Annotated in this window: 15 protein-coding genes; 6 read left to right on the top strand and 9 right to left on the bottom strand. The window is 73.5% G+C overall.

Translation table 11 applies throughout. From position 1 onward, the window contains the following. Positions 1-37: 37 nt before the first annotated feature. On the top strand, positions 38-1,330 hold the full coding sequence (locus ACIG3E_RS15700) for a lanthionine synthetase C family protein (RefSeq protein WP_399615968.1): 1,293 nt from the start codon (positions 38-40) through the stop codon (positions 1,328-1,330). A 162-nt stretch (positions 1,331-1,492) separates the two neighbouring features. Here ACIG3E_RS15700 and ACIG3E_RS15695 read toward each other — a convergent pair whose 3' ends face one another. The 6 genes from ACIG3E_RS15695 to ACIG3E_RS15670 all read right to left on the bottom strand — a co-directional run bounded on the left by ACIG3E_RS15695 (position 1,493) and on the right by ACIG3E_RS15670 (position 8,807). Next, positions 1,493-2,938, bottom strand: coding sequence for a glyceraldehyde-3-phosphate dehydrogenase (locus ACIG3E_RS15695; protein WP_399615966.1), 1,446 nt, complete (start codon positions 2,936-2,938; stop codon positions 1,493-1,495). A gap of 156 nt (positions 2,939-3,094) precedes the next feature. After that, a complete protein-coding gene (locus ACIG3E_RS15690; protein WP_399615964.1) occupies positions 3,095-3,679 on the bottom strand; it encodes a Pycsar system effector family protein in 585 nt (194 codons plus the stop codon). Further along, positions 3,676-4,824 (bottom strand): hypothetical protein, encoded by a 1,149-nt coding sequence (locus ACIG3E_RS15685; RefSeq protein WP_399615962.1) that lies wholly within the window; start codon positions 4,822-4,824, stop codon positions 3,676-3,678. Before ACIG3E_RS15685 ends, ACIG3E_RS15690 begins: the two co-directional genes overlap by 4 nt. Before the next feature lies 1 nt (position 4,825). Beyond that, a complete protein-coding gene (locus tag ACIG3E_RS15680) occupies positions 4,826-7,243 on the bottom strand; it encodes a hypothetical protein (protein ID WP_399615960.1) in 2,418 nt (805 codons plus the stop codon). Further along, on the bottom strand, positions 7,240-8,031 hold the full coding sequence (locus ACIG3E_RS15675) for a hypothetical protein (protein WP_399615958.1): 792 nt from the start codon (positions 8,029-8,031) through the stop codon (positions 7,240-7,242). The genes ACIG3E_RS15680 and ACIG3E_RS15675 overlap by 4 nt, the downstream gene beginning before the upstream one ends. Before the next feature lie 68 nt (positions 8,032-8,099). Continuing rightward, complete coding sequence (locus tag ACIG3E_RS15670) at positions 8,100-8,807, bottom strand: Crp/Fnr family transcriptional regulator (protein WP_399615956.1); 708 nt, start codon at positions 8,805-8,807, stop codon at positions 8,100-8,102. 367 nt (positions 8,808-9,174) lie between these two features. On the opposite strand from ACIG3E_RS15670, the gene ACIG3E_RS15665 reads away from it, so the two are divergent. Further along, a complete protein-coding gene (locus tag ACIG3E_RS15665) occupies positions 9,175-11,055 on the top strand; it encodes a reprolysin-like metallopeptidase (RefSeq protein WP_399615954.1) in 1,881 nt (626 codons plus the stop codon). 60 nt (positions 11,056-11,115) lie between these two features. Here the strand turns inward: ACIG3E_RS15665 and ACIG3E_RS15660 are convergent, their stop codons facing one another. Continuing rightward, a complete protein-coding gene (locus tag ACIG3E_RS15660) occupies positions 11,116-11,511 on the bottom strand; it encodes a VOC family protein (protein WP_399615952.1) in 396 nt (131 codons plus the stop codon). Between the two features lie 97 nt (positions 11,512-11,608). Further along, entirely contained in the window at positions 11,609-12,592 is a 984-nt protein-coding gene (locus tag ACIG3E_RS15655; protein WP_399615950.1) for an EamA family transporter, read from the bottom strand. A 69-nt stretch (positions 12,593-12,661) separates the two neighbouring features. Between ACIG3E_RS15655 and ACIG3E_RS15650 the strand changes: the two genes are divergently transcribed. Together ACIG3E_RS15650 and ACIG3E_RS15645 are read left to right on the top strand one after the other, a co-directional pair. Continuing rightward, the gene (locus tag ACIG3E_RS15650; RefSeq protein ID WP_399615948.1) at positions 12,662-13,552 is read left to right on the top strand and encodes a LysR family transcriptional regulator; all 891 of its coding nucleotides are present in this window, start codon (positions 12,662-12,664) and stop codon (positions 13,550-13,552) included. A gap of 171 nt (positions 13,553-13,723) precedes the next feature. Continuing rightward, positions 13,724-14,695, top strand: coding sequence for an NADP-dependent oxidoreductase (locus ACIG3E_RS15645; protein ID WP_399615946.1), 972 nt, complete (start codon positions 13,724-13,726; stop codon positions 14,693-14,695). Here ACIG3E_RS15645 and ACIG3E_RS15640 read toward each other — a convergent pair whose 3' ends face one another. Next, positions 14,696-15,109, bottom strand: a complete 414-nt coding sequence (locus ACIG3E_RS15640; RefSeq protein ID WP_138963550.1) for a Fur family transcriptional regulator — start codon at positions 15,107-15,109, stop codon at positions 14,696-14,698. It abuts the gene before it with no gap. A gap of 294 nt (positions 15,110-15,403) precedes the next feature. Between ACIG3E_RS15640 and katG the strand changes: the two genes are divergently transcribed. Together katG and ACIG3E_RS15630 are read left to right on the top strand one after the other, a co-directional pair. After that, complete coding sequence (gene katG / locus ACIG3E_RS15635; protein ID WP_399615943.1) at positions 15,404-17,626, top strand: catalase/peroxidase HPI; 2,223 nt, start codon at positions 15,404-15,406, stop codon at positions 17,624-17,626. 374 nt (positions 17,627-18,000) lie between these two features. Then, a complete protein-coding gene (locus ACIG3E_RS15630; protein WP_399615941.1) occupies positions 18,001-18,408 on the top strand; it encodes a hypothetical protein in 408 nt (135 codons plus the stop codon). Positions 18,409-18,452 lie beyond the last annotated feature (44 nt).

Genomic DNA, 18,452 nt, shown 5'->3' with positions numbered 1-18,452 from the left:
CCGCGGAACCAGCGACGTTGAGGAGAGCCAACAAGGCATGCACGACCGCGTCATCGCCACCGTCGACGTCCTGGCGCGTCGCATCGCGGAAGCCGTTCCCGCGGCTGATCCGCTTCCCTCGGCACCTCCGATGTGGGCACCGCACTCGCTGAGCCGCGGCCTGCCGGGCATCGCCCTGCTCTTCGGTTGTCTGGGACGGGACGACCCCGCTCACCGGAGCACGGCGCACAGTTATCTGGCGGCCGTCGCGAGTGCTCTGCCGCGCCGGACGGAGCCCTGGGGAGTGAACCGGGCCATACCGGCTCTCGCCTTCACCGCCACCTCCATATCCGGCACCACGGGTGCGTATCGGAGCCTCACGGCCGCGCTGGACGAACGCGTCGCCGACTCGGTCCGGCTGACCCTCGCGGCGGAGAAGGACAGGATGGCCGCGGGCGAGGCCGCCCCCACTCCCCCACGGTTCGACACCATCGCCGGGCTCGCGGGGGTCGGGCGCTATCTCCTCGGCAGTCGCTCCGCCGTGGCCGCGGCCACGCTCCCGCTGGTGCTCACGTACCTGGTGGACCTGGCACGGCCCGTACGGACTCCGCACGGCGCGGTGCCCGGCTGGTGGACCGTCCCCGAGCACGCGGCCGCGGACCCGCGGGAAGCCGTCCTCGACCTCGGCCTGGCGCACGGCATCGCCGGGCCGCTCGCCCTGCTCTCCTTGGCCTGGCGGGACGGCGCCCGCGTGCCCGGGCAGGACGAAGCAGCGCATCGCATGGCCGAGTGGCTGATGAGCTGGAGGAAGAACGACGAGGGCGTGGACCACTGGCCCCGCATGGTCACTCTCACGCAGGACCGGGACCGGTCGCTGCCCGTGCCGCGGAACCCGCGGATGGCCTCTTGGTGCTACGGCACTCCCGGCATCGCGCGCAGCCTGCAACTCGCCGGTCAGGCCTTCGGGGTGCGGCACTGGAGCGACACCGCGACCGCCGCCGTGCACCGTCTGCTGACAGCACCGCGCTCGGCGTGGACTTTGGACGACTACGGCTTGTGCCACGGCTACGCCGGACTCCTGCACACCGTGCGCAGGACGGCCGCCGACGCCCGCGACCCCCGCCTCGTCACGCTCGCGGACTCCTTGGCGGACGACATCGTACGCGCCTGCCGCACCGAGACCGTCTACGGCTACGAGGCGATGGACCGGCAGGAGGACCGGAACGTTCTCGTCGGCGCGCCGGGGCTCCTGGAGGGCACGGCGGGCATCGCCCTTGCGCTCTGGGACGCCGCCGTCGGCCACGGCGAGAGCCAGCGCTTGCCCTGGGACTCCTTCCTGCTCCTGTCATAGCCGCTGTCATAGCCGCGACCGCCTTCCGTGCCAGAGCCTTCACCGGCTCCGGGACGGAAAGCGGAGAACCGCTTGGCATGACCTCAGCCCAAGCGGGTACCAGATCCGTGGGCCCCGCCGCGCTCCCCCGTCGCGGCGGGGCCTTCTCGCGCCCCCGCCGGGTCAGACCGCCGGAGCCGGGTAGGTCGGGTACTCCACCCCGGAGACGTGCTGGACGACGCGGATGACCTGGCAGGAGTAGCCGAACTCGTTGTCGTACCAGAGGTAGAGGATCGCGTTGTCGCCGTCGACCTTGGTGGCGCCCGCGTCGACGATCGAGGCGTGCCGGGAGCCGATGAAGTCGTTGGAGACCGCGTCGGGGGCGCTCGTGAAGTCGATCTGGCGGCGCAGCGGCGAGGTCAGCGACACCTCGCGGAGGTGGTCGAGGACCTCCTCGCGGGTGGTCTCGCGGCCGAGCCGCAGGCTGAGGATCGCGATCGAGACGTCCGGCACCGGGACGCGGATCGAGCTGCCGGTGATGGGCGCCTTGAGGTCGGGCAGCGCCTTGGCGACGGCCGAGGCGGCGCCGGTCTCGGTGATGACCATGTTGAGCGGCGCGGAGCGGCCGCGACGGTCGGCCTTGTGGTAGTTGTCCAGGAGGTTCTGGTCGTTGGTGAACGAGTGGACGGTCTCCACGTGGCCGCGCAGCACGCCGTACTCGTCGGCCATCGCCTTCAGCGGCGGCACGATCGCGTTGGTGGTGCAGGAGGCGCAGGACAGGACCCGCTCGTCCGGCTTGATCGTGTCGTGGTTGACGCCGTGCACGATGTTCGGCACGTCGCCCTTGCCGGGTGCCGTCAGGACGACCTTGTCGATGCCCGGACGCAGGTGCTGCGACAGGCCCTCGCGGTCGCGCCACTTGCCGGTGTTGTCGATGAGGATGGCGTCCTTGATGCCGTACGCCGTGTAGTCGACCTCCGACGGGTCGCTCGCGTAGATCACCTTGATCTCGTTGCCGTTGGCGACGATCGTGCTGTTCGCCTCGTCGACGGTGATCGTGCCCTGGAACTGGCCGTGGATGGAGTCGCGCCGCAGCAGCGAGGCGCGCTTCACGATGTCCTGCTCACCGCCCCTGCGGACGACGATGGCGCGCAGCCTCAGGCCGTTGCCGGACCCCGCCTTCTCGATGAGGAGCCGGGCCACGAGGCGGCCGATGCGGCCGAAGCCGTACAGGACGACGTCGCGCCCCTGGCGGCACTCGATCTTGTTGGCGCCCGTGGCACCGGCGACGGCCTCGGCGGTGAACTCCTCCACCGACAGACCGCGCTCGTCGGTCTTGTACGTCGCGGCGAGCATGCCGATGTCGATCTGGGAGGGGCCGAGGTCGAGCGTGGTGAGGGCCCGCAGGAACGGCAGCGTCTCGGTGACCGAGAGCTCCTCTCCGGCTATCTGGCGGGCGAATCGGTGGGTCTTGAGGATGCTGACCACCGACTTGTTCACCAGGGAGCGGCTGTGCAGCAGGACCGTGACGTCCTGCTCGCGGTGCAGCTTCCCGATGAGCGGGATCATCGACTCCGCGGTTTCCTCGCGGTGCTTCCAGTTGGTGAACGAGTCGTCATTGACAGTCACAGGAATATCTTTCGAGCTAGGCGGCGCTCATATGCTAACCCCACGTTCATTCGAGACCGCATGAGGTGTTGCCCACACCACGCCCCGGATTCACTGAAGCGTCTCTGACCTGGGCTTATGGCAGGGCGTCCAGAGGGCTCGCGCCGGGGCGGCCGCTCAGCCGAGCGCGGTCGCCGCCACGGCCGTTCCCCCCACCACCAGGCAGCCCACGGCCCACCGCAGCCACCGGTACTTGACCGTCAGGATGGCCCCCAGCGCGCACGACTGCTCCAGGAGCCAGTGGCCGGGGTCGCGGCCCGCGGTGAGCACCGCCGCCGCCACCTCGCCCGGGTCGGCCCCCCGGTGGAGCGCCACCACCGAAGGCCCCCGCCCCGCGGCGGCCGTCCCGGAGCGGGCGTCCGGCCTGCTCCGGGGCAGGATCACCAGGGTCAGCATCACGATCCCGGCCAGCCACAGCACGGCCCCCGCCCGGCCCAGCGGGCCCGAGCCGAGCCCGCCCCGGTCGGCCGACACGACGAGCGCGGGCAGGGCCACCGCGCCCGAGAGCAGGATCGAGGCCTTGGTGTCGGCCCGCGTGACCTCCTCGCGCACGGTGGTGAGCAGCCGCTCCGCGACGTACCGACAGCCCGGCTCGGACAGCGGCGACACCGGGGTGCCGCGCACGGCGGCGCCGCGCCGGGGCGGGGGGCCCGTGCCGGAGCGGGCGGCGGTGCCCGGCGGCGTCCGTGCTCCCTCGGTCACCGGGGTGTCCGCTCGTCGGAGCCGTCGCCGCGCGCGTCCGCGGAGTCGTCGCCCCGCGTGTCGTCCGGCCGCTTCCAGAAGGGGGTGCGCCGGGACCCGCCGCCGTCCGCCGCGTGATCGGTCAGTACGTGGCGCGCGCTCGACCGCAGGAACTCCACGACCACCATGGCCTGGTCGCCGAGTTCCCAGCGCTCCAGGAGGCCGCCCTCGATCAGACGGGACATCAGCTCCATGCCGTCCTGGCGCTCTTCGCGCTGCTCCTTGCGGAACAACTGCCGGATCTCCGCCAGGTCCTGGGGGTTGCGCGCCATCATCTGCGCCATCACGGCGTGGTCGCCGCGCTCGATGGCGTGCTGGAAGTCGGCGGCCCACCGCCGGATGAGCTCCCGCTTGTTGTCGTCCCTGAGCTGGCGCAGCTCCTGGTTGAGCCGCTCCAGGTCGGTCTGGTGCAGCACCCGGCCCAGGCTCCTGCCATGGTCCTGGATGAGCTTGTCCCAGGAGATGGTGACGAAGACGTCCGTCTCCAGGCCGAACTGGCCGCCGAGGTGCTGTCCGGCCAGCGCCTCGTGCACCGCGTCGCGGACCTCCTCCGCCCGGTTGATGGAGTAGCCACGGGACACGTCGCGCAGCCGCTGCTCCAGCTCCGGGACGAGCAGGGCTGCGACGTCGGTGACCTGGCTCCTGGCCACGAGGCAGGGGTCGCCCACCCGCCAGCGCACGCGCACCTCGGCGGGGAAGGACCTGCCGTGCTCCGCCGCGGGCAGCTCGACCTTGAACGCGACCGTGTGCCAGCCCAGTTGCAGCTCGAACGCCGTGTAGGGGCGGGCGAACCAGCGCAGCAGGAACCGCTCCTCGCCCTCGGGCCCCACCGCCCGGGGAGGCCGCCTGCGATAGTAGAGCACGACCGCGACCTGTGCGCTGCGGTGCCGGTAGGGCCAGTCCGGGCGGTACTCGCGCAGGAAGGGACCGGCCAACTCCTGGGTGGCCGCAGGGCGTTCGGCGGGCGAGCGCCACGTTCCCGGGTCCGGGGAACCCGGCAGGGGTCTCGACGCCACCGGCACCGGGGCGCCAAGGGCGCGCGGCTGCGGGACGGGCCCCGCCGGGGGCGCGGGCGGAAGGGCGTGCGGCGGGTTCTGGGTGTTCATCTCACTCCGTCTCCTCGGCTCGCGGGCTTGGCGCGGGCACCTGCACGACCACGTTCGGCTGTCCGTCGATGGCGGCGCGCAGCCTGCGTACGGTGGTGGGTGCCACGGATTCGTCGGGGTCCCGCTCCAGGCCCCGGACCAGGTTCCGCAGCCGCTCGGCGTCGGCCTCGCCGCTCACGAGGGCGGGCAGGAAGTCGCACAGGACGTCGAGGAGCGGGGGGTCCTCCTCGCCGCGCCGTATCCACTCGCACAGCGACCACTGCACGTCGGGCCGCCAGCGGGCGGTGTCGAGGCCCGACCAGACCAGGTCCGCCAGCATCCCGGCGTAGTGGGGGCAGGCGGTCAACAGGGCCGCGGCGAGCGGCCAGTTCGTGTGCTCCTTGAGCGCGGGCGTCTCCTCCAGGCCCCACAGGTGCGCGGCGCGCTGCCAGATGAGGCGGTCCACGGTGAGCAGCGCCAGGTCCCTGCGGTTGGTGCGCCGGTCGCCCATCCAGGCGCCGAGCCGCCGCAGCACCGTCTCCGGTTGCCCACCGGCGAGCAGTCGGCCCACGCTGAAGGAGGCGTGCACGAGCAGGTCCCAGTCCTCCCGGCTCGCCAGGCGGCCCAGTTCGTCCAGGGCGGCCGGGACGGACCGCTCCACGGTGCCGAAGCCGTGCACCAGGGCGGCCGTGCTGAGCCGCGCCTCGTCGTCACCGCGCGCCCACCCGCGCACGGTGTCCCGTACGACCGGGCGCACCGGCTCGCTGAGGGCCGCCGCCTGGGCGAGCGCGGTGGCGGCCGCGAGGCGCTGCTGGACGGAGTCGCTGGAGGCCATCGGGAAGACGATCTCCTCCAGCGCGTAGAAGTACTCCAGCGCGCACAGCGCCCCGGCGGTGATGGCCGCGGGCACCCACACGGCCGGTCTGGCGTCGTCGCACTGGGTGCGCAGCCACAGGCACAGCGGCCCGCGCGCGTTGTGGTGGTCCTCCCACACGTGGGCCAGGACCGCCCGCGCGAGGGCGCTGCCCTGGAGCCGCACCTTGCGGGTCTGAAGGCTCCGGCCGTCGTACGTGACGTCGCCGGTGAAGAGTTCGGCCCGCGCGGCCGCGAGCCGGGCCGGGCGGTGGTCGCCGAACAGGGGCCTGCCGGGGTCCCCCTCGGGGTCCGTGGACCGCGCCCACTCCCAGGCCAGTTGCTCCGCCGCCTCGGCGGCCACGCTGTGGGGCGAGCCGTTGTAGACGGCCACCGCCGTGCGGAAGGCCGCTTGCCGCAGCGCCGCGGACACCGTGTCCCGGTGGCGCGGCGCGGCCCGGCCGGTGGCGGCGAACCACGCCCCGGCCTGCCGGTGGGCGAAGGCCCGCAGCTCGCCGAGGAGTTCGTCCTCGCTGGTCTCCTCCTTGAGCCGCCCGACCAGGAGCCGGGCAAGGGACTCCACCTCGTGGGGGCGCAGCGGGTCGAGCCCCACGGCCCGCACCACGCGGGGCTCGCGCGCGAGGTTGAGGGCCCGCTCGACGCGGTCGTTCTCGGTGTGGCCGAGGAGGGCCACGAGGTGCTTGCGCAGCATGCCGTCGGCGGACGGGGGGCGGAACAGCCGCCCGTAGCGGCCGCGCAGCAGTTCGTCGGCGAAGCCGCCCGCCCCGACGACGAGGACGGCGTACGCCCCGCGCCGGTCGAGGAGGGTGCTGAGCCGGTCCAGGTGCAGTTCGGCGGGGTGTTCGGGCTCCCGTCCGCGCCGCCGCTCGGGTGCGTCCCGCTCGTCGCGCCCGCGGCGCCGCGGGGTGGTGATCGCCTCCTCGCCGGTGATCTCCACGACGTAGCCGCAGCCCTCCTCCAGGTCCGCCTCGCCGATCCGGTCCAGTTCCGTACGCGGGTCAAGGCGCGCGACGCGCCCGTGCGTGACCTCGTCGAGCAGGGAGAGGGCCGTGTAGCCGCGCCCGCTGCCCGGGTCGCCGCACAGGGCGATCAGCCGCTGCCGCCGCAGGAGCCCGCCCAGGTCCGCGTAGCCGGGCGGCTCCTCGAAGACCCGGCGCAGGCGCCGCAGTTCGTCGCGGGGCACGGGGCCGGACACCAGGCGGGGCGCACCGGCCCGGGCGTCGTGGTAGTGGTGGTGGTCGCCCAGGTGCACATCGCCCTGGGTGCCGTCGAGGATCGCGCTGCGTCCGTTGACGTCGACGAAGTTGGCGCGCGCCTGGCGCACGGCCTCGCCCGCGCCCGCCGCGGGCAGGTCCCCGAGGAGGCCGGAGCGGGCCGCGCTGTGCCTGCGGCCCTCGTCGGCTCCCGCGGCACCCGCACCCGCACCCGCGCCGGTGCCGCGTCCCGGCCCGGCGCCCCCCGCCTTGTCGCCGCCACCGCCGCCGGGCGCCGGTCCGCCGCCGCCCCCCTTGCCTCCGCCGCCTTGCGGCCCGGCGCCTCCCCCGGCGCCTCCCCCGTCGTCGCTCATGTCGGCCCGGCTCCTTCCGCGCTGTCGTCGTCCGGCGTGACGCGCACGCCGACGATGTCGCCGTGGACCTCCGCGCCGTCCACGATCTGGTTGTGTCCGTTGACGTTGATCCAGTACTTCGTCGGCCACTGCCGCGCCTCGTCAACCGACGCTGTCTCGGCCGGAGTCGGACTGGACTGCGGGGCGGGCGGCGGCGCGGGCGCGGGCAGGGGCGGCCGGGTCCTGCGGGGCACGTGGAACCACGCGACCTCGTCGGTCTCCTTGGCCCGTACCGGCAGCGGGCGGTAGTGCTCGGGCTCCACGAATCGGCCGCCCTCGGCGACCACCGAGCGGTAGAGGACGTCGGAGACGACGAAGACCACGTCGACGCCGTCGTCCGCGGCCAGGATCGCCCTGGCCGGTTCGCTGTCGCACAGACGGCACGTCAGGTCGACCGCCCGGCCCACCAGGCCCCGGCCGTCGTGGCTGACGGGCCCGCCGTGCATCGCGATCCGCAGCCGCAGCGGCTCGCTCACACCCCGGTTGTGCTCGCGCACCCCCTGGTGGACCTCTTCGAGCCACAGCCCCACCATGGCCGCGGGCGGCACCTGCGGGGCGAGGGCGGCGAGCACGCCGTCGCCCCGGTCCTCCACATGGACCTGTCCGGCCACGCCCACGGCGGCGAAGGCGGCTTCGAAGACCTCGTACATCGCCCGGCGCGACCGGAGTTTGGCCTGGTGGCCGAGGCGCCCGGACCCCTTGACGTCCGCGCTCACCACCAGCCGGTGGACGGCCTCGTGACTGCTCACTGCATCCCCCTCGACGACGGTGCGGCTCCACCAGGATGGGCGCGGGCGGCCGCTGTGTATGTAGCCGTTTACACAACCGGCCCCGCTCCTGACGGCCCCTCGCCCGCGAGCAGCCTCAGCAGTTCGACGTCGGTGACGACCAGGCGCCGGGTGGCGGTGCGGACGACGCCCTGCTCGCGCAGCAGCCGCAGCGCCTTGGCGACGGCCTCCCGGGTGGAGCCCACCGAGGCGGCGAGGTCGTGCTGCGGCAGCGGCAGGTCGATGGTGACGCTGCCGTCGGGGTGGTGGCGCCCGGCGCGGTGGGCCAGCTCGAGGAGGCGCGCCGCGAGCCGCTGGAGCACGTTCTCCGAGGCCAGCGAGCGGCGTTCGCCGTCGGAGCTGCGCAGCCGGGAGCTGAGCTGCCGGAGCACGAGGACGCTGACCGCGGGGCTGGAGCCGAGGAAGCCGCGGAACCGGTCCCCGGGGATCACGACGGCGTCGACGCGGCCGAGCGCCGTCACCGTGGCGCTGCGCGGCCGCCGGTCCACGGCCGCGAGCTCGCCGACGAGTTCCCCGGCGCCGCGCAGCGCGAGGATGAGCCGCTGACCGCGCTCGGTCGCCACGGAGACCACCGCCCAGCCGCCGAGGATCGCGACGACGTACGAGGTGGTGGCGCGCTCGGGCACGAGCACCTCGCCGGACGCGTAGCCGCGCGGGGTGCCCAGGGCGAGCAGGGCCGCCCGGTCCCGCGGCCGCAACGCGTCGAGCAGGGGCTGTTCCTGTTCGATGAGACTCAAGCTGACCGCCCCTGGACCGGCGCCTACGCGGAATCGACCTGCGATCGACCCCTCATCGACCGGGCCCGGCCCGGATCGCCCTGGAATCGACAGCACGCTAGGCAGCTGACAAGCGCACGTCAATGAGATCGGCGCGGTCCGTCTCCCCCGACCGCGGCCGACGCCCGGTCCTCCTCCCCCGACAGTGGCCGACGCGCGGTCCCTCTCCCCCGACAGTGGCCGACGCGCCGTTCGCCGCGCCCCGGCCCCGCCCGACGCGCTCACCCCTCGCAGGCGGCCATTCGGCCCCGCTCCTGCCGCGTCCGTCCGCGCGCCGAGTGATCGTTCTCGTGTCCGAACCGTTCGCCCGCGTACACGAAGGAGGCCCATGATCCCCGTCAGGTTCGCCGTCGTCGGAGCCGCCGCCCTCGCCGCCGCCCTGCCCGCGGCCCCGAGTCCCGCCGCCGCGCCGCCCGCCCCCGGCCTCCCCGGCCTGCTGCGCACGGGCGAGGTCGAGTGGCCCGGGGGCGCCTTCCGCGCCCTGTGCCGACGCGGGCCTGTCACGGCGGCGCCCGACCGGCGCGTCCTGCCGCTGCCCGGGGGCAGGTCCGTCACCGCCCACGCCCTGAAGGTCTCGCGCGACCGCGAGGGCACCCTGCTGTGGAGCGGACACCTGGCCGGGCACCCGGACCGGCCGGTCACCCTCGCGGTCGACGGCGCCTGCGGCAAGGGCAGGCCCAAGGTCGCCGGGGAGATCCACGAGGGGCGGGTGCGCCACGCCCTGGACGTCGTGCGGTCCGGGGAGTCGCGCGTCCGCTCGTTCGACACCATCCGCCAAACCCCGCTCGTACGCGACGCGCTGCGGCTGGCCAGACCCGCACGGCCCGCCGCGCCACCCAGCCGCCGCGCCGAGCCCAAGGACCCGGTCATCGACATACTGATCGGCTACACCCCGGAGACAGCCACGGGCACGGAGGGCGGCGCGGACGCCATCGAGCTCCAGGCCAAGGCCGCTGTCGAGGGCGCCAACCAGGCCTACGCCGCCAGCGAGGTGACGGCCCGCCTCCATCTGCTCGGCACCTTCGAGACGACGAGCTGGAGCGGCGCCGCGAGCGACATGGACGGCATGACGAACGCCCTGGCCAATCCGGAGGACCCGCGCTACTCCGACGACTGGGCCGCCGGTGTCCGCGCCACCCGGGACGAGAAGGGCGCCGACCTCGTGCACGTCCTGTCGAAGTTCACGCCCCCCGTGGGCCTCTACACGGCGGGGACCGGCATGACCCCCTCCCTGCCGCGCCTGATGCCGGGCGAGAACGCCCAGTACAGCACCGACGACACCGGGTTCGGCGCGCAGCAGGCCGACACCTTCGGCGCCCACCACCTCGCCCACGAGATCGGCCACAACTTCGGCCTCACCCACGACTACGTCACCGACCCCGTCGACCCCGCCGAGGACAACTACCGGCCGGGCAACTACAACCCCTACTACCCGGACAACCACGGCTTCCTGCCGAAGGACCGCACCTGGGTCGACATCATGGGCTACACCATGAGCTGCGCCGACGAGGACAAGTGCGAGAACAAGATGTGGTTCTCCAACCCCCGTCAGGAGTACGACGGCGCGCCGCGCGGGGTGGCGCTCGGGTCCGAGAAGCCCGCCGACTCCACCCGCGTCATGAACCTCACGGGCCCGGTGCTCGCCAACTACCGCACGCCCGCCGACAGCACGCAGGCCAAGCGCCATGCCCTCACCGCGGTGCCCCAGGACGGCACGGGCGGCACGGTCAGCGCGCCCTCCACGGGCCTGTTCGCCACCGGTGACCAGGTCACGGTCACCGCGATGCCGGACTCCGGCTACAAGATCGACCGCTGGACCGTCGACGGGAAGGTCCAGCCGACCCGCGCGGCCTCCCTGAGCGTCACCATGGGCAGCGACCACTTCGTGACCGTGAAGTTCGTCAAGGCCACCGCGCCGCTCAGCCCGGTCCCGGCCGCGCTCACCGCCGTCAGCCCCGCCACGGGCTCCGTCAAGGGCGGCTTCACCGTCACGCTCACCGGCGCCGGGCTCACCGGCACCACCCAGGTCCTCGCGGGCACGCCGACGGCGGGCGGCTTCCGCGGGGTCGCGGCCACGGACGTACGCGTCGTCGACGACACCAAGGTCACCTTCACCGCGCCCGCCTATCCGCAGGCGGGCCCCGTCCAGTTCGCCACGGCCCGCGGCACCTCCCTGACCGCGTCCATCGGCTTCACGTACACCGACTGACCACGGGCTGCCGCGGAGGGCCGGGGGGGGTTCCCCGGCCCGCCGCGGCGCGCGGCGCGCTCAGGCCTGCGTGGCGACCTTCCACAGGTGCCCGTCGGGGTCGCTGAAGTAGCCGTCGTACCCGCCCCACTCGGCCGCGGTCGCCTCCTTGACCGCGGTGCCGCCCGCGGCCACCGCGGCGCGCATGACCTCGTCCACCGCCGCCCGGGAGTCGGTGACGAAGTGGAACGAGCAGCCGCGGAACCCGATTCCCTCCGCCGGGACCCCGGCGTCCCGTGCCGCCTCCTGCCGCGGGTAGAGCACCAGGGACGAGGAGCCCTCCCCCAGGCCGCACCGCACGAACCCGGGGTGCTCCTGCTCGAGCGCGCAGCCGAGCCCTTCGACGTAGAACTCCTTGGCGCGTACGACGTCATCGACGCCCAGCATGATGGCGTTCACCTGCAATTTGGTGTCCATGACGACCACGGTAGGCACCCGTCGGCGGGCGGCGCTTCTCGAAAACTGACCGTCTTCGAGCGGGGTCGGCCCGGGTGTCGACGGCGGCCGCCCGGACTCAGCGCCCGCCCGTGCGGACCGCGCCCACGCTCGCGGCCACCACCAGCGCGATCGCCGCGCACTGGACCGGCGCGAGGCCCTGGCCGAGGACCAGGTATCCGGCGAGCGCGGCCAGGGCGGGCGCCAGGCTCGTCAGGACCGCGAAGGTCGCCGCGGGCAGTCGGCGCAGGGCCAGGAGCTCCAGGGCGTACGGGATGCCCGAGGACATCACCGCGATCACCAGGCCCAGCGCGAGCACGCCCGGTTCGAGCAGCGTCGCGCCCGCGGCCCCGATGCCGAGCGGCAGGCTGACCAGCATCGCGACGGTCATCGCGAGCGCCAGCGCGTCGAGACGCGGGAAGCGGGCCCCCGCACGGGCACCGCACACGATGTACGCCGCCCACATCGCCCCGGCCCCCAGCGCGCACGCCACGCCGACGGCGTCGAGGCGCCCGAACCCGCCCTGGCCCAGCAGGAACACCCCGGCCAGCGCGAGCCCCGCCCACAGCAGGCTGGCGGCGCGGCGCGAGGCGACGACCGAGAGCAGCAGCGGCCCGAGCACTTCGAGGGTGACCGCCGCGCCCAGCGGGATCCGGTCGATCGCCTGGTAGAAGAGGACGTTCATGCCGCCGAGCGCGAGGCCGTAGCCGCCCGCCACCGCCCAGTCGGTACGCGTGTGCCCGCGCAGCCGGGGCCGCGTGACGACCAGCAGCAGCACCGCGGCGAACGTCACCCGCAGCGCGACCGTGCCGAGCGCTCCCGCGCGGGGGAACAGCAGGGCCGCGACGGCCGACCCGAACTGCACGGTCACCGCCCCGGCGAGCACCAGGCCGACACCGCCGAGGGTGCCGCGCCCGGCGGCCCGGCGGAGGACGGCGGGCGCGGTGGCCCTGGGGGACGCGGTGGCCCTGGGGGACGCGGCTGGGGCGGAAGCGGCCGTCACCGTCGTCGCCTTCGCAGTCGTAGCCGCAGTCGCAGTCGTCGACGCTGTCGTAGAAGTCATGCGCTTCACGCTAGGGAGCCGTACGCGCCGCGTGAAATGCCTATTTCCCTGCGGTTATGCTCTGGAAGCATGACCATTGAGCTGCGGCATCTGCGGGCCTTCCTCGTCATCGCCGAGGAAGGCAACGTCACCCGCGCCGCCACCCGCCTCCACGTGGGCCAGCCCGCGCTCTCCCGCACCCTGCGCCAGCTGGAGGACCACCTCGGCGCCCGCCTCGCCGACCGCTCCACCCACCATCTGGAGCTGACCGCCGAGGGCCGTACGTTCCGCGACAAGGCCACCGCCGCGCTGGCCGCCGTCGAGACCGCCCTCGACCCGGCGGGGCTCACGAGCTGGCCGCTGCGCCTCGGCCACACCTGGGCGGCGCTCGGCGACCACACCGTCGCGCTGCTGCGCCGCTGGGACGAGACGCGCCCCGGCGTCCCGCTGGAGCTGCTGCGCGTCGACGACCGCACCGCGGGACTCACCCGGGGCGAGGTCGACGCGGCGCTGCTGCGCGGCGCGGTCGCCGCGCCCGGGCTGCGCACCGAACTCCTGCGGATGGAGGAGCGGGTGGTGGTCATGCCCAAGGACAGCGCGCTGGCGGCGCTCCCCCGGATCACCCTGGCGGATCTGACGGACCGCACGATCGCCCTCAACACCGTCTCCGGCACCACCACGGCGGAGCTGTGGCCGTCGGCCGCCCGGCCCGCCGCGACCCTGGAGGTCTCCAACACCGACGAGTGGCTCATCGCCATCGCCGCGGGCCGCGCCGTGGGCGTCACCACGTCGGCCACGCCGGGCAACTACGCGCATCCCGCGCTGGTCTACCGCCCGCTCGCGGACGCCCCGCCCGTCCCGCTCGTGCTCGCCTGGCGCGAGGGCCTCGGCCACCCGGCCGTCGCGGACCTGGTGACGCTGGTCCACGAGATCCTCGCGCCCGGAGCGACCGGAGCACCCGCGACGGCCGGGACGTCGTGAACCGGGACCGCGCGCCTCTTCGTACCGCGTGACCCGATCCTGTCGCTCCCTGGCCATCAGGCCCCTATTTGAGCCGTCTTCGCCCCGGCACGCTGAGGACGCGCCCGGGCAGGACCCGGCGCGCACCACCGGAACATCCGCAGGAACGACCGCCGAAGAGGGCACGCCACCATGCACCGCACCACCACCCCCACCACCATGCGCGCCGTCTCCCAGGACGCCGCCGGAGCGCCGGACGTCCTCAAGGTCGTCACGGTGCGGCGACCGGATCCGGGCCGGGGCGAGATCCTGGTCCGGGTGCACGCGGCGGGCGTGAACCCCGCCGACTGGAAGACCCGCGCGCGGGGCGTGTTCGCCGACGGTACGACGCCGCCCTTCACCCTCGGCTTCGACGTCTCCGGCGTGGTGGCGGCGGTCGGCGACGGCGTGGCGCTCTTCCGGCCGGGCGACGCGGTGTTCGGCATGCCGCGCTTCCCGCACCCGGCGGGCGCGTACGCCGAGTACGTCACCGCCCCGGCCCGGCACTTCGCGCCGCGCCCCGAGGGCCTGAGCCACGTCCAGGCGGGCGCCCTGCCGCTGGCCGCGCTGACCGCGTGGCAGGCGCTCGTGGACACGGCGGACGTCCGGCCGGGGCAGCGCGTTCTGATCCACGCCGCCGCGGGCGGCGTCGGCCACCTGGCCGTGCAGATCGCCAAGGCCCGCGGCGCGCACGTCATCGGCACGGCCAGTGCCGCCAAGCACGAGCTGCTGCGCTCGCTCGGTGCCGACGAGCTGATCGACCACCGCACCCAGGACTTCGCCGCGCTGCTCCGGGACGTCGACGTCGTCGTGGACGGCATCGGCGGCCCCCACTGGGCCCGGTCCCTGCGCACGCTGCGGCCCGGCGGCACGCTTCTCTCGCTCCTTCCGCCGGACGACGCCTTCCCCGCGCAGGAGGCCGAGGCGGCCGGGGTGCGGGCGGTGTTCATGCTCGTCGAGCCCGACCACGGCGGTCTGCGCGCGATCGCCTCGCTGGTCGAGGAGGGCCTGCTGCGCGTGCTCGTCGACGCGGTCCTGCCGCTCGAAGAGGCCGCCCGGGCCCACGCGTTGGGCGAGCGGGGCCGTACGACCGGCAAGATCGTGCTCTCCGTCGCCGGGGCGTGATCAGACGGCGCAGGCCGGGCAGAGCCCCCGGTAGGTGACCTCGGCGCCGGAGACCGCGAACCCGAACCGCTCCTCCTGGGGAAGGGCGGACAGCGGGTCGCCCGTCGGGTGGACGTCGCGGATGGTGCCGCAGCGGGAGCAGACCAAGTGCTGGTGCGGGTGGTGCGCGTTGGGGTCGTAGCGCTTGGCGCGGCCGTCGGTGGAGACCTCCATGACCTCACCGAGGGAGACCATCTCGCCCAGCGTGTTGTAGACGGTCGCGCGGGAGATCTCTGGCAGTCTCTCGGCCGCGCGCGCGTGCACCTCGTCGGCGGTGAGGTGGACGTGGTCGCCGTCGAGGACCTCGGCGACGACACGTCGCTGGGAGGTCACCCGCCAGCCACGCCCGCGCAGTCGCTCCAGCAGGTCGCTCATATGTCGGTTCACCTACTCGGTTCGGTGGAGTACCCGGAGTTTACGGCAGCGCTACTTGCTCCGAATGAATATGGATCAGGTGAGCTTCTTGACCTGGATCCCGTCCATCGTAGGATCGGTTCCCGACGATGGCCAAGGGCAGCCTCGCCCCTGTCCCAAGGACGCGTCAGGGACAACCACCACAAGTCGTACGGAGTCGTCCCTGACGTCGATCACGCGGTCGGTGCGGCCCCTTCCACCGCCTGCTGTTCTTCGAGCTCCATGTTTCGCCTAGACCGATCCGAGAGGATTCCCATGGCTGAGAACCCCGACGCAATCGTCACCGACCCGAAGACGGAGGAGACAGGCGGCTGCCCCGTCGCGCACGGGCGCGCCCCGCACCCGACGCAGGGCGGCGGGAACCGCCAGTGGTGGCCGGACCGGCTGAACCTGAAGATCCTCGCCAAGAACCCGGCCGTGGCGAACCCGATGGGCGAGGACTTCGACTACGCCGCGGCGTTCGGCTCCCTCGACCTGGCCGCGGTGAAGCGGGACATCGCCGAGGTCCTGACCACCTCGCAGGACTGGTGGCCCGCCGACTTCGGCAACTACGGCCCGCTGATGATCCGCATGGCCTGGCACAGCGCGGGCACGTACCGCATCAGCGACGGCCGCGGCGGCGCGGGCGCCGGTCAGCAGCGGTTCGCCCCCCTCAACAGCTGGCCGGACAACGCGAGCCTCGACAAGGCCCGCCGCCTCCTGTGGCCGGTCAAGAAGAAGTACGGCAAGAACATCTCCTGGGCCGACCTGATGGTCCTCACCGGCAATGTGGCCCTGGAGACGATGGGCTTCGAGACCTTCGGCTTCGCGGGCGGCCGCGAGGACGTGTGGGAGCCGGAGGAGGACGTCTACTGGGGCCCCGAGACCACCTGGCTCGACGACGAGCGCTACACCGGCGACCGCGAGCTGGAGAACCCGCTCGGCGCGGTCCAGATGGGCCTCATCTACGTCAACCCCGAGGGTCCCAACGGCAACCCGGACCCGGTCGCCGCCGCCCGCGACATCCGCGAGACGTTCCGCCGCATGGCGATGAACGACGAGGAGACCGTCGCCCTCATCGCCGGTGGCCACACCTTCGGCAAGACCCACGGCGCGGGCCCCGCCGACCACGTGGGCAACGACCCCGAGGCCGCCCCCATGGAGCAGCTCGGCCTCGGCTGGAAGAGCACGTACAACACGGGCGTGGGCAAGGACGCCATCACCTCGGGCCTGGAGGTCACCTGGACCGAGACGCCCACGCAGTGGAGCAACCTGTTCTTCAAGAACCTCTTCGAGTACGAGTACGAGCTCACGAAGAGCCCGGCGGGCGCCCACCAGTGGGTGGCGAAGGACGCCCCGGAGATCATCCCGGACGCCTTCGACGCCACGAAGAAGCACCGCCCGACGATGCTCACCACCGACCTGTCGCTGCGCTTCGACCCGGTCTACGAGCCGATCTCGCGCCGCTTCTACGAGAACCCGGACCAGTTCGCGGACGCCTTCGCCCGCGCCTGGTACAAGCTGACGCACCGTGACATGGGCCCGGTCGTCCGCTACCTCGGCCCGGAGGTCCCCTCCGAGGTGCTGCTGTGGCAGGACCCGCTGCCGGAGCGCACCGGCGAGACCATCGACGCCGCGGACGCCGCCACCCTCAAGGAGCGGATCCTCGCCACCGACCTCACCGTCGCGCAGCTCGTCTCCGCCGCGTGGGCGTCGGCGTCCTCCTTCCGCGGCAGCGACAAGCGCGGCGGTGCCAACGGCGCCCGCGTCCGCCTGGAGCCGCAGCGCAACTGGGAGGTCAACAACCCGGACAGCCTCGCGCAGGTGCTGCGCACGCTGGAGGGCGTCCAGGAGTCCTTCAACTCCGCCCAGTCCGGCGGCAAGCAGGTCTCCCTCGCCGACCTGATCGTCCTCGCGGGCAACGCGGCGGTCGAGCAGGCCGCCAAGGACGCGGGCGTCGAGGTCGAGGTGCCCTTCTCGCCCGGCCGGGTGGACGCGGCGCAGGAGCAGACGGACGTCGAGTCGTTCGCGGCGCTCGAGCCCGCGGCCGACGGCTTCCGCAACTACGTGGGCAAGGGCAACCGCCTGCCCGCCGAGTACCTGCTCATCGACAAGGCGAACCTGCTGACCCTCAGCGCGCCCGAGATGACGGTCCTCGTCGGCGGTCTGCGCGTGCTCGGCGCGAACCACGGCGGGTCGAAGCACGGCGTCCTCACCGACCGCCCCGGCACGCTCACCAACGACTTCTTCGTCAACCTGCTCGACCTGGGCACGACGTGGAAGTCGACGTCCGAGGCGCAGGACACCTTCGAGGCCCGTGACGCGAGCGGCGCGGTCAAGTGGACGGGCACCCGCGCCGACCTGGTCTTCGGCTCGAACTCCGAGCTGCGCGCGATCGCGGAGGTGTACGCGAGCGACGACGCCAAGGAGAAGTTCGTGAAGGACTTCGTCGCGGCGTGGGCCAAGGTCACGGACCTGGACCGGTTCGACCTCGTCTAGTCCTCCGTAGCCTCCCGGTCGTTCCGCGACCCGAAGTCCAGGCCGGGCCCGCACGGGCCCGGCCTGGACTTCTTCATGACCACACCCCGTCCGCTTGAGCCGGGAGCGCGAGGCCTCGTGGACGGCGGCGGACGGCGGCGGACGGCGACAGGATCAGGGTGCCGACGTCGTCGAGCACGTCGTCCGCGCCCGGGGCCACCGGTCGGAAGTGACACCCCTCCCTCCCCTTGCTTGCTGAACCGCCTCTCATAACACGGCAGTTGACGGAGCATCACATTCCTCTGCACAGTCACCGTCCTTGACGTGCCCGCGCATTGCACCCCCTTCGCTCCCTCGCCACAATGACCGTCCCGGACCACGCAAGGAGGGTGCGTGTGAGTGATCCGCCCATCGTGTTCCCGGACGTCGAGCGCCTTGTCGTCGACCACCTCAAGAGCCGTCCCGAGCTGGCCGGAGTCATCGTCGACAACCGCACCCCTCCCGGTTTCGACGGCACCCAGAAGGCCGTACTCGTCTCCCGGGCGGGCGGCGCCTGGGTCGACGACCTCCACCTCGACCAGCCCCTGATCGACCTGGAGGTCTACGGCCCCGACAAGCCCACGGCCCACGCGGTGGCCACCGCGACCCGCACGGCGCTGCTCACCGTGCGCGGCACCACGTACGGCAGCGCCCACGTCACCGACGCGGTCGAGGCGGACGGGCCGCGCTGGCTGCCCGACTACAACCGGCAGGCCGCGAGCCGCTATCTGTCCACCACCCGGCTCTCGATCCGCCCGGCCTGACGTTCCCGCGCCACCGCCCGAAGGAGCCCACCGGAGCCCGAAGG

It is taken from the genome of Streptomyces sp. NPDC053474, assembly GCF_044544845.1.
In the GTDB taxonomy this organism is placed as follows: domain Bacteria; phylum Actinomycetota; class Actinomycetes; order Streptomycetales; family Streptomycetaceae; genus Streptomyces.
The sequence above is the reverse complement of the archived record's forward strand: the minus strand, read 5'-3'. Positions and strand labels throughout refer to the sequence as shown.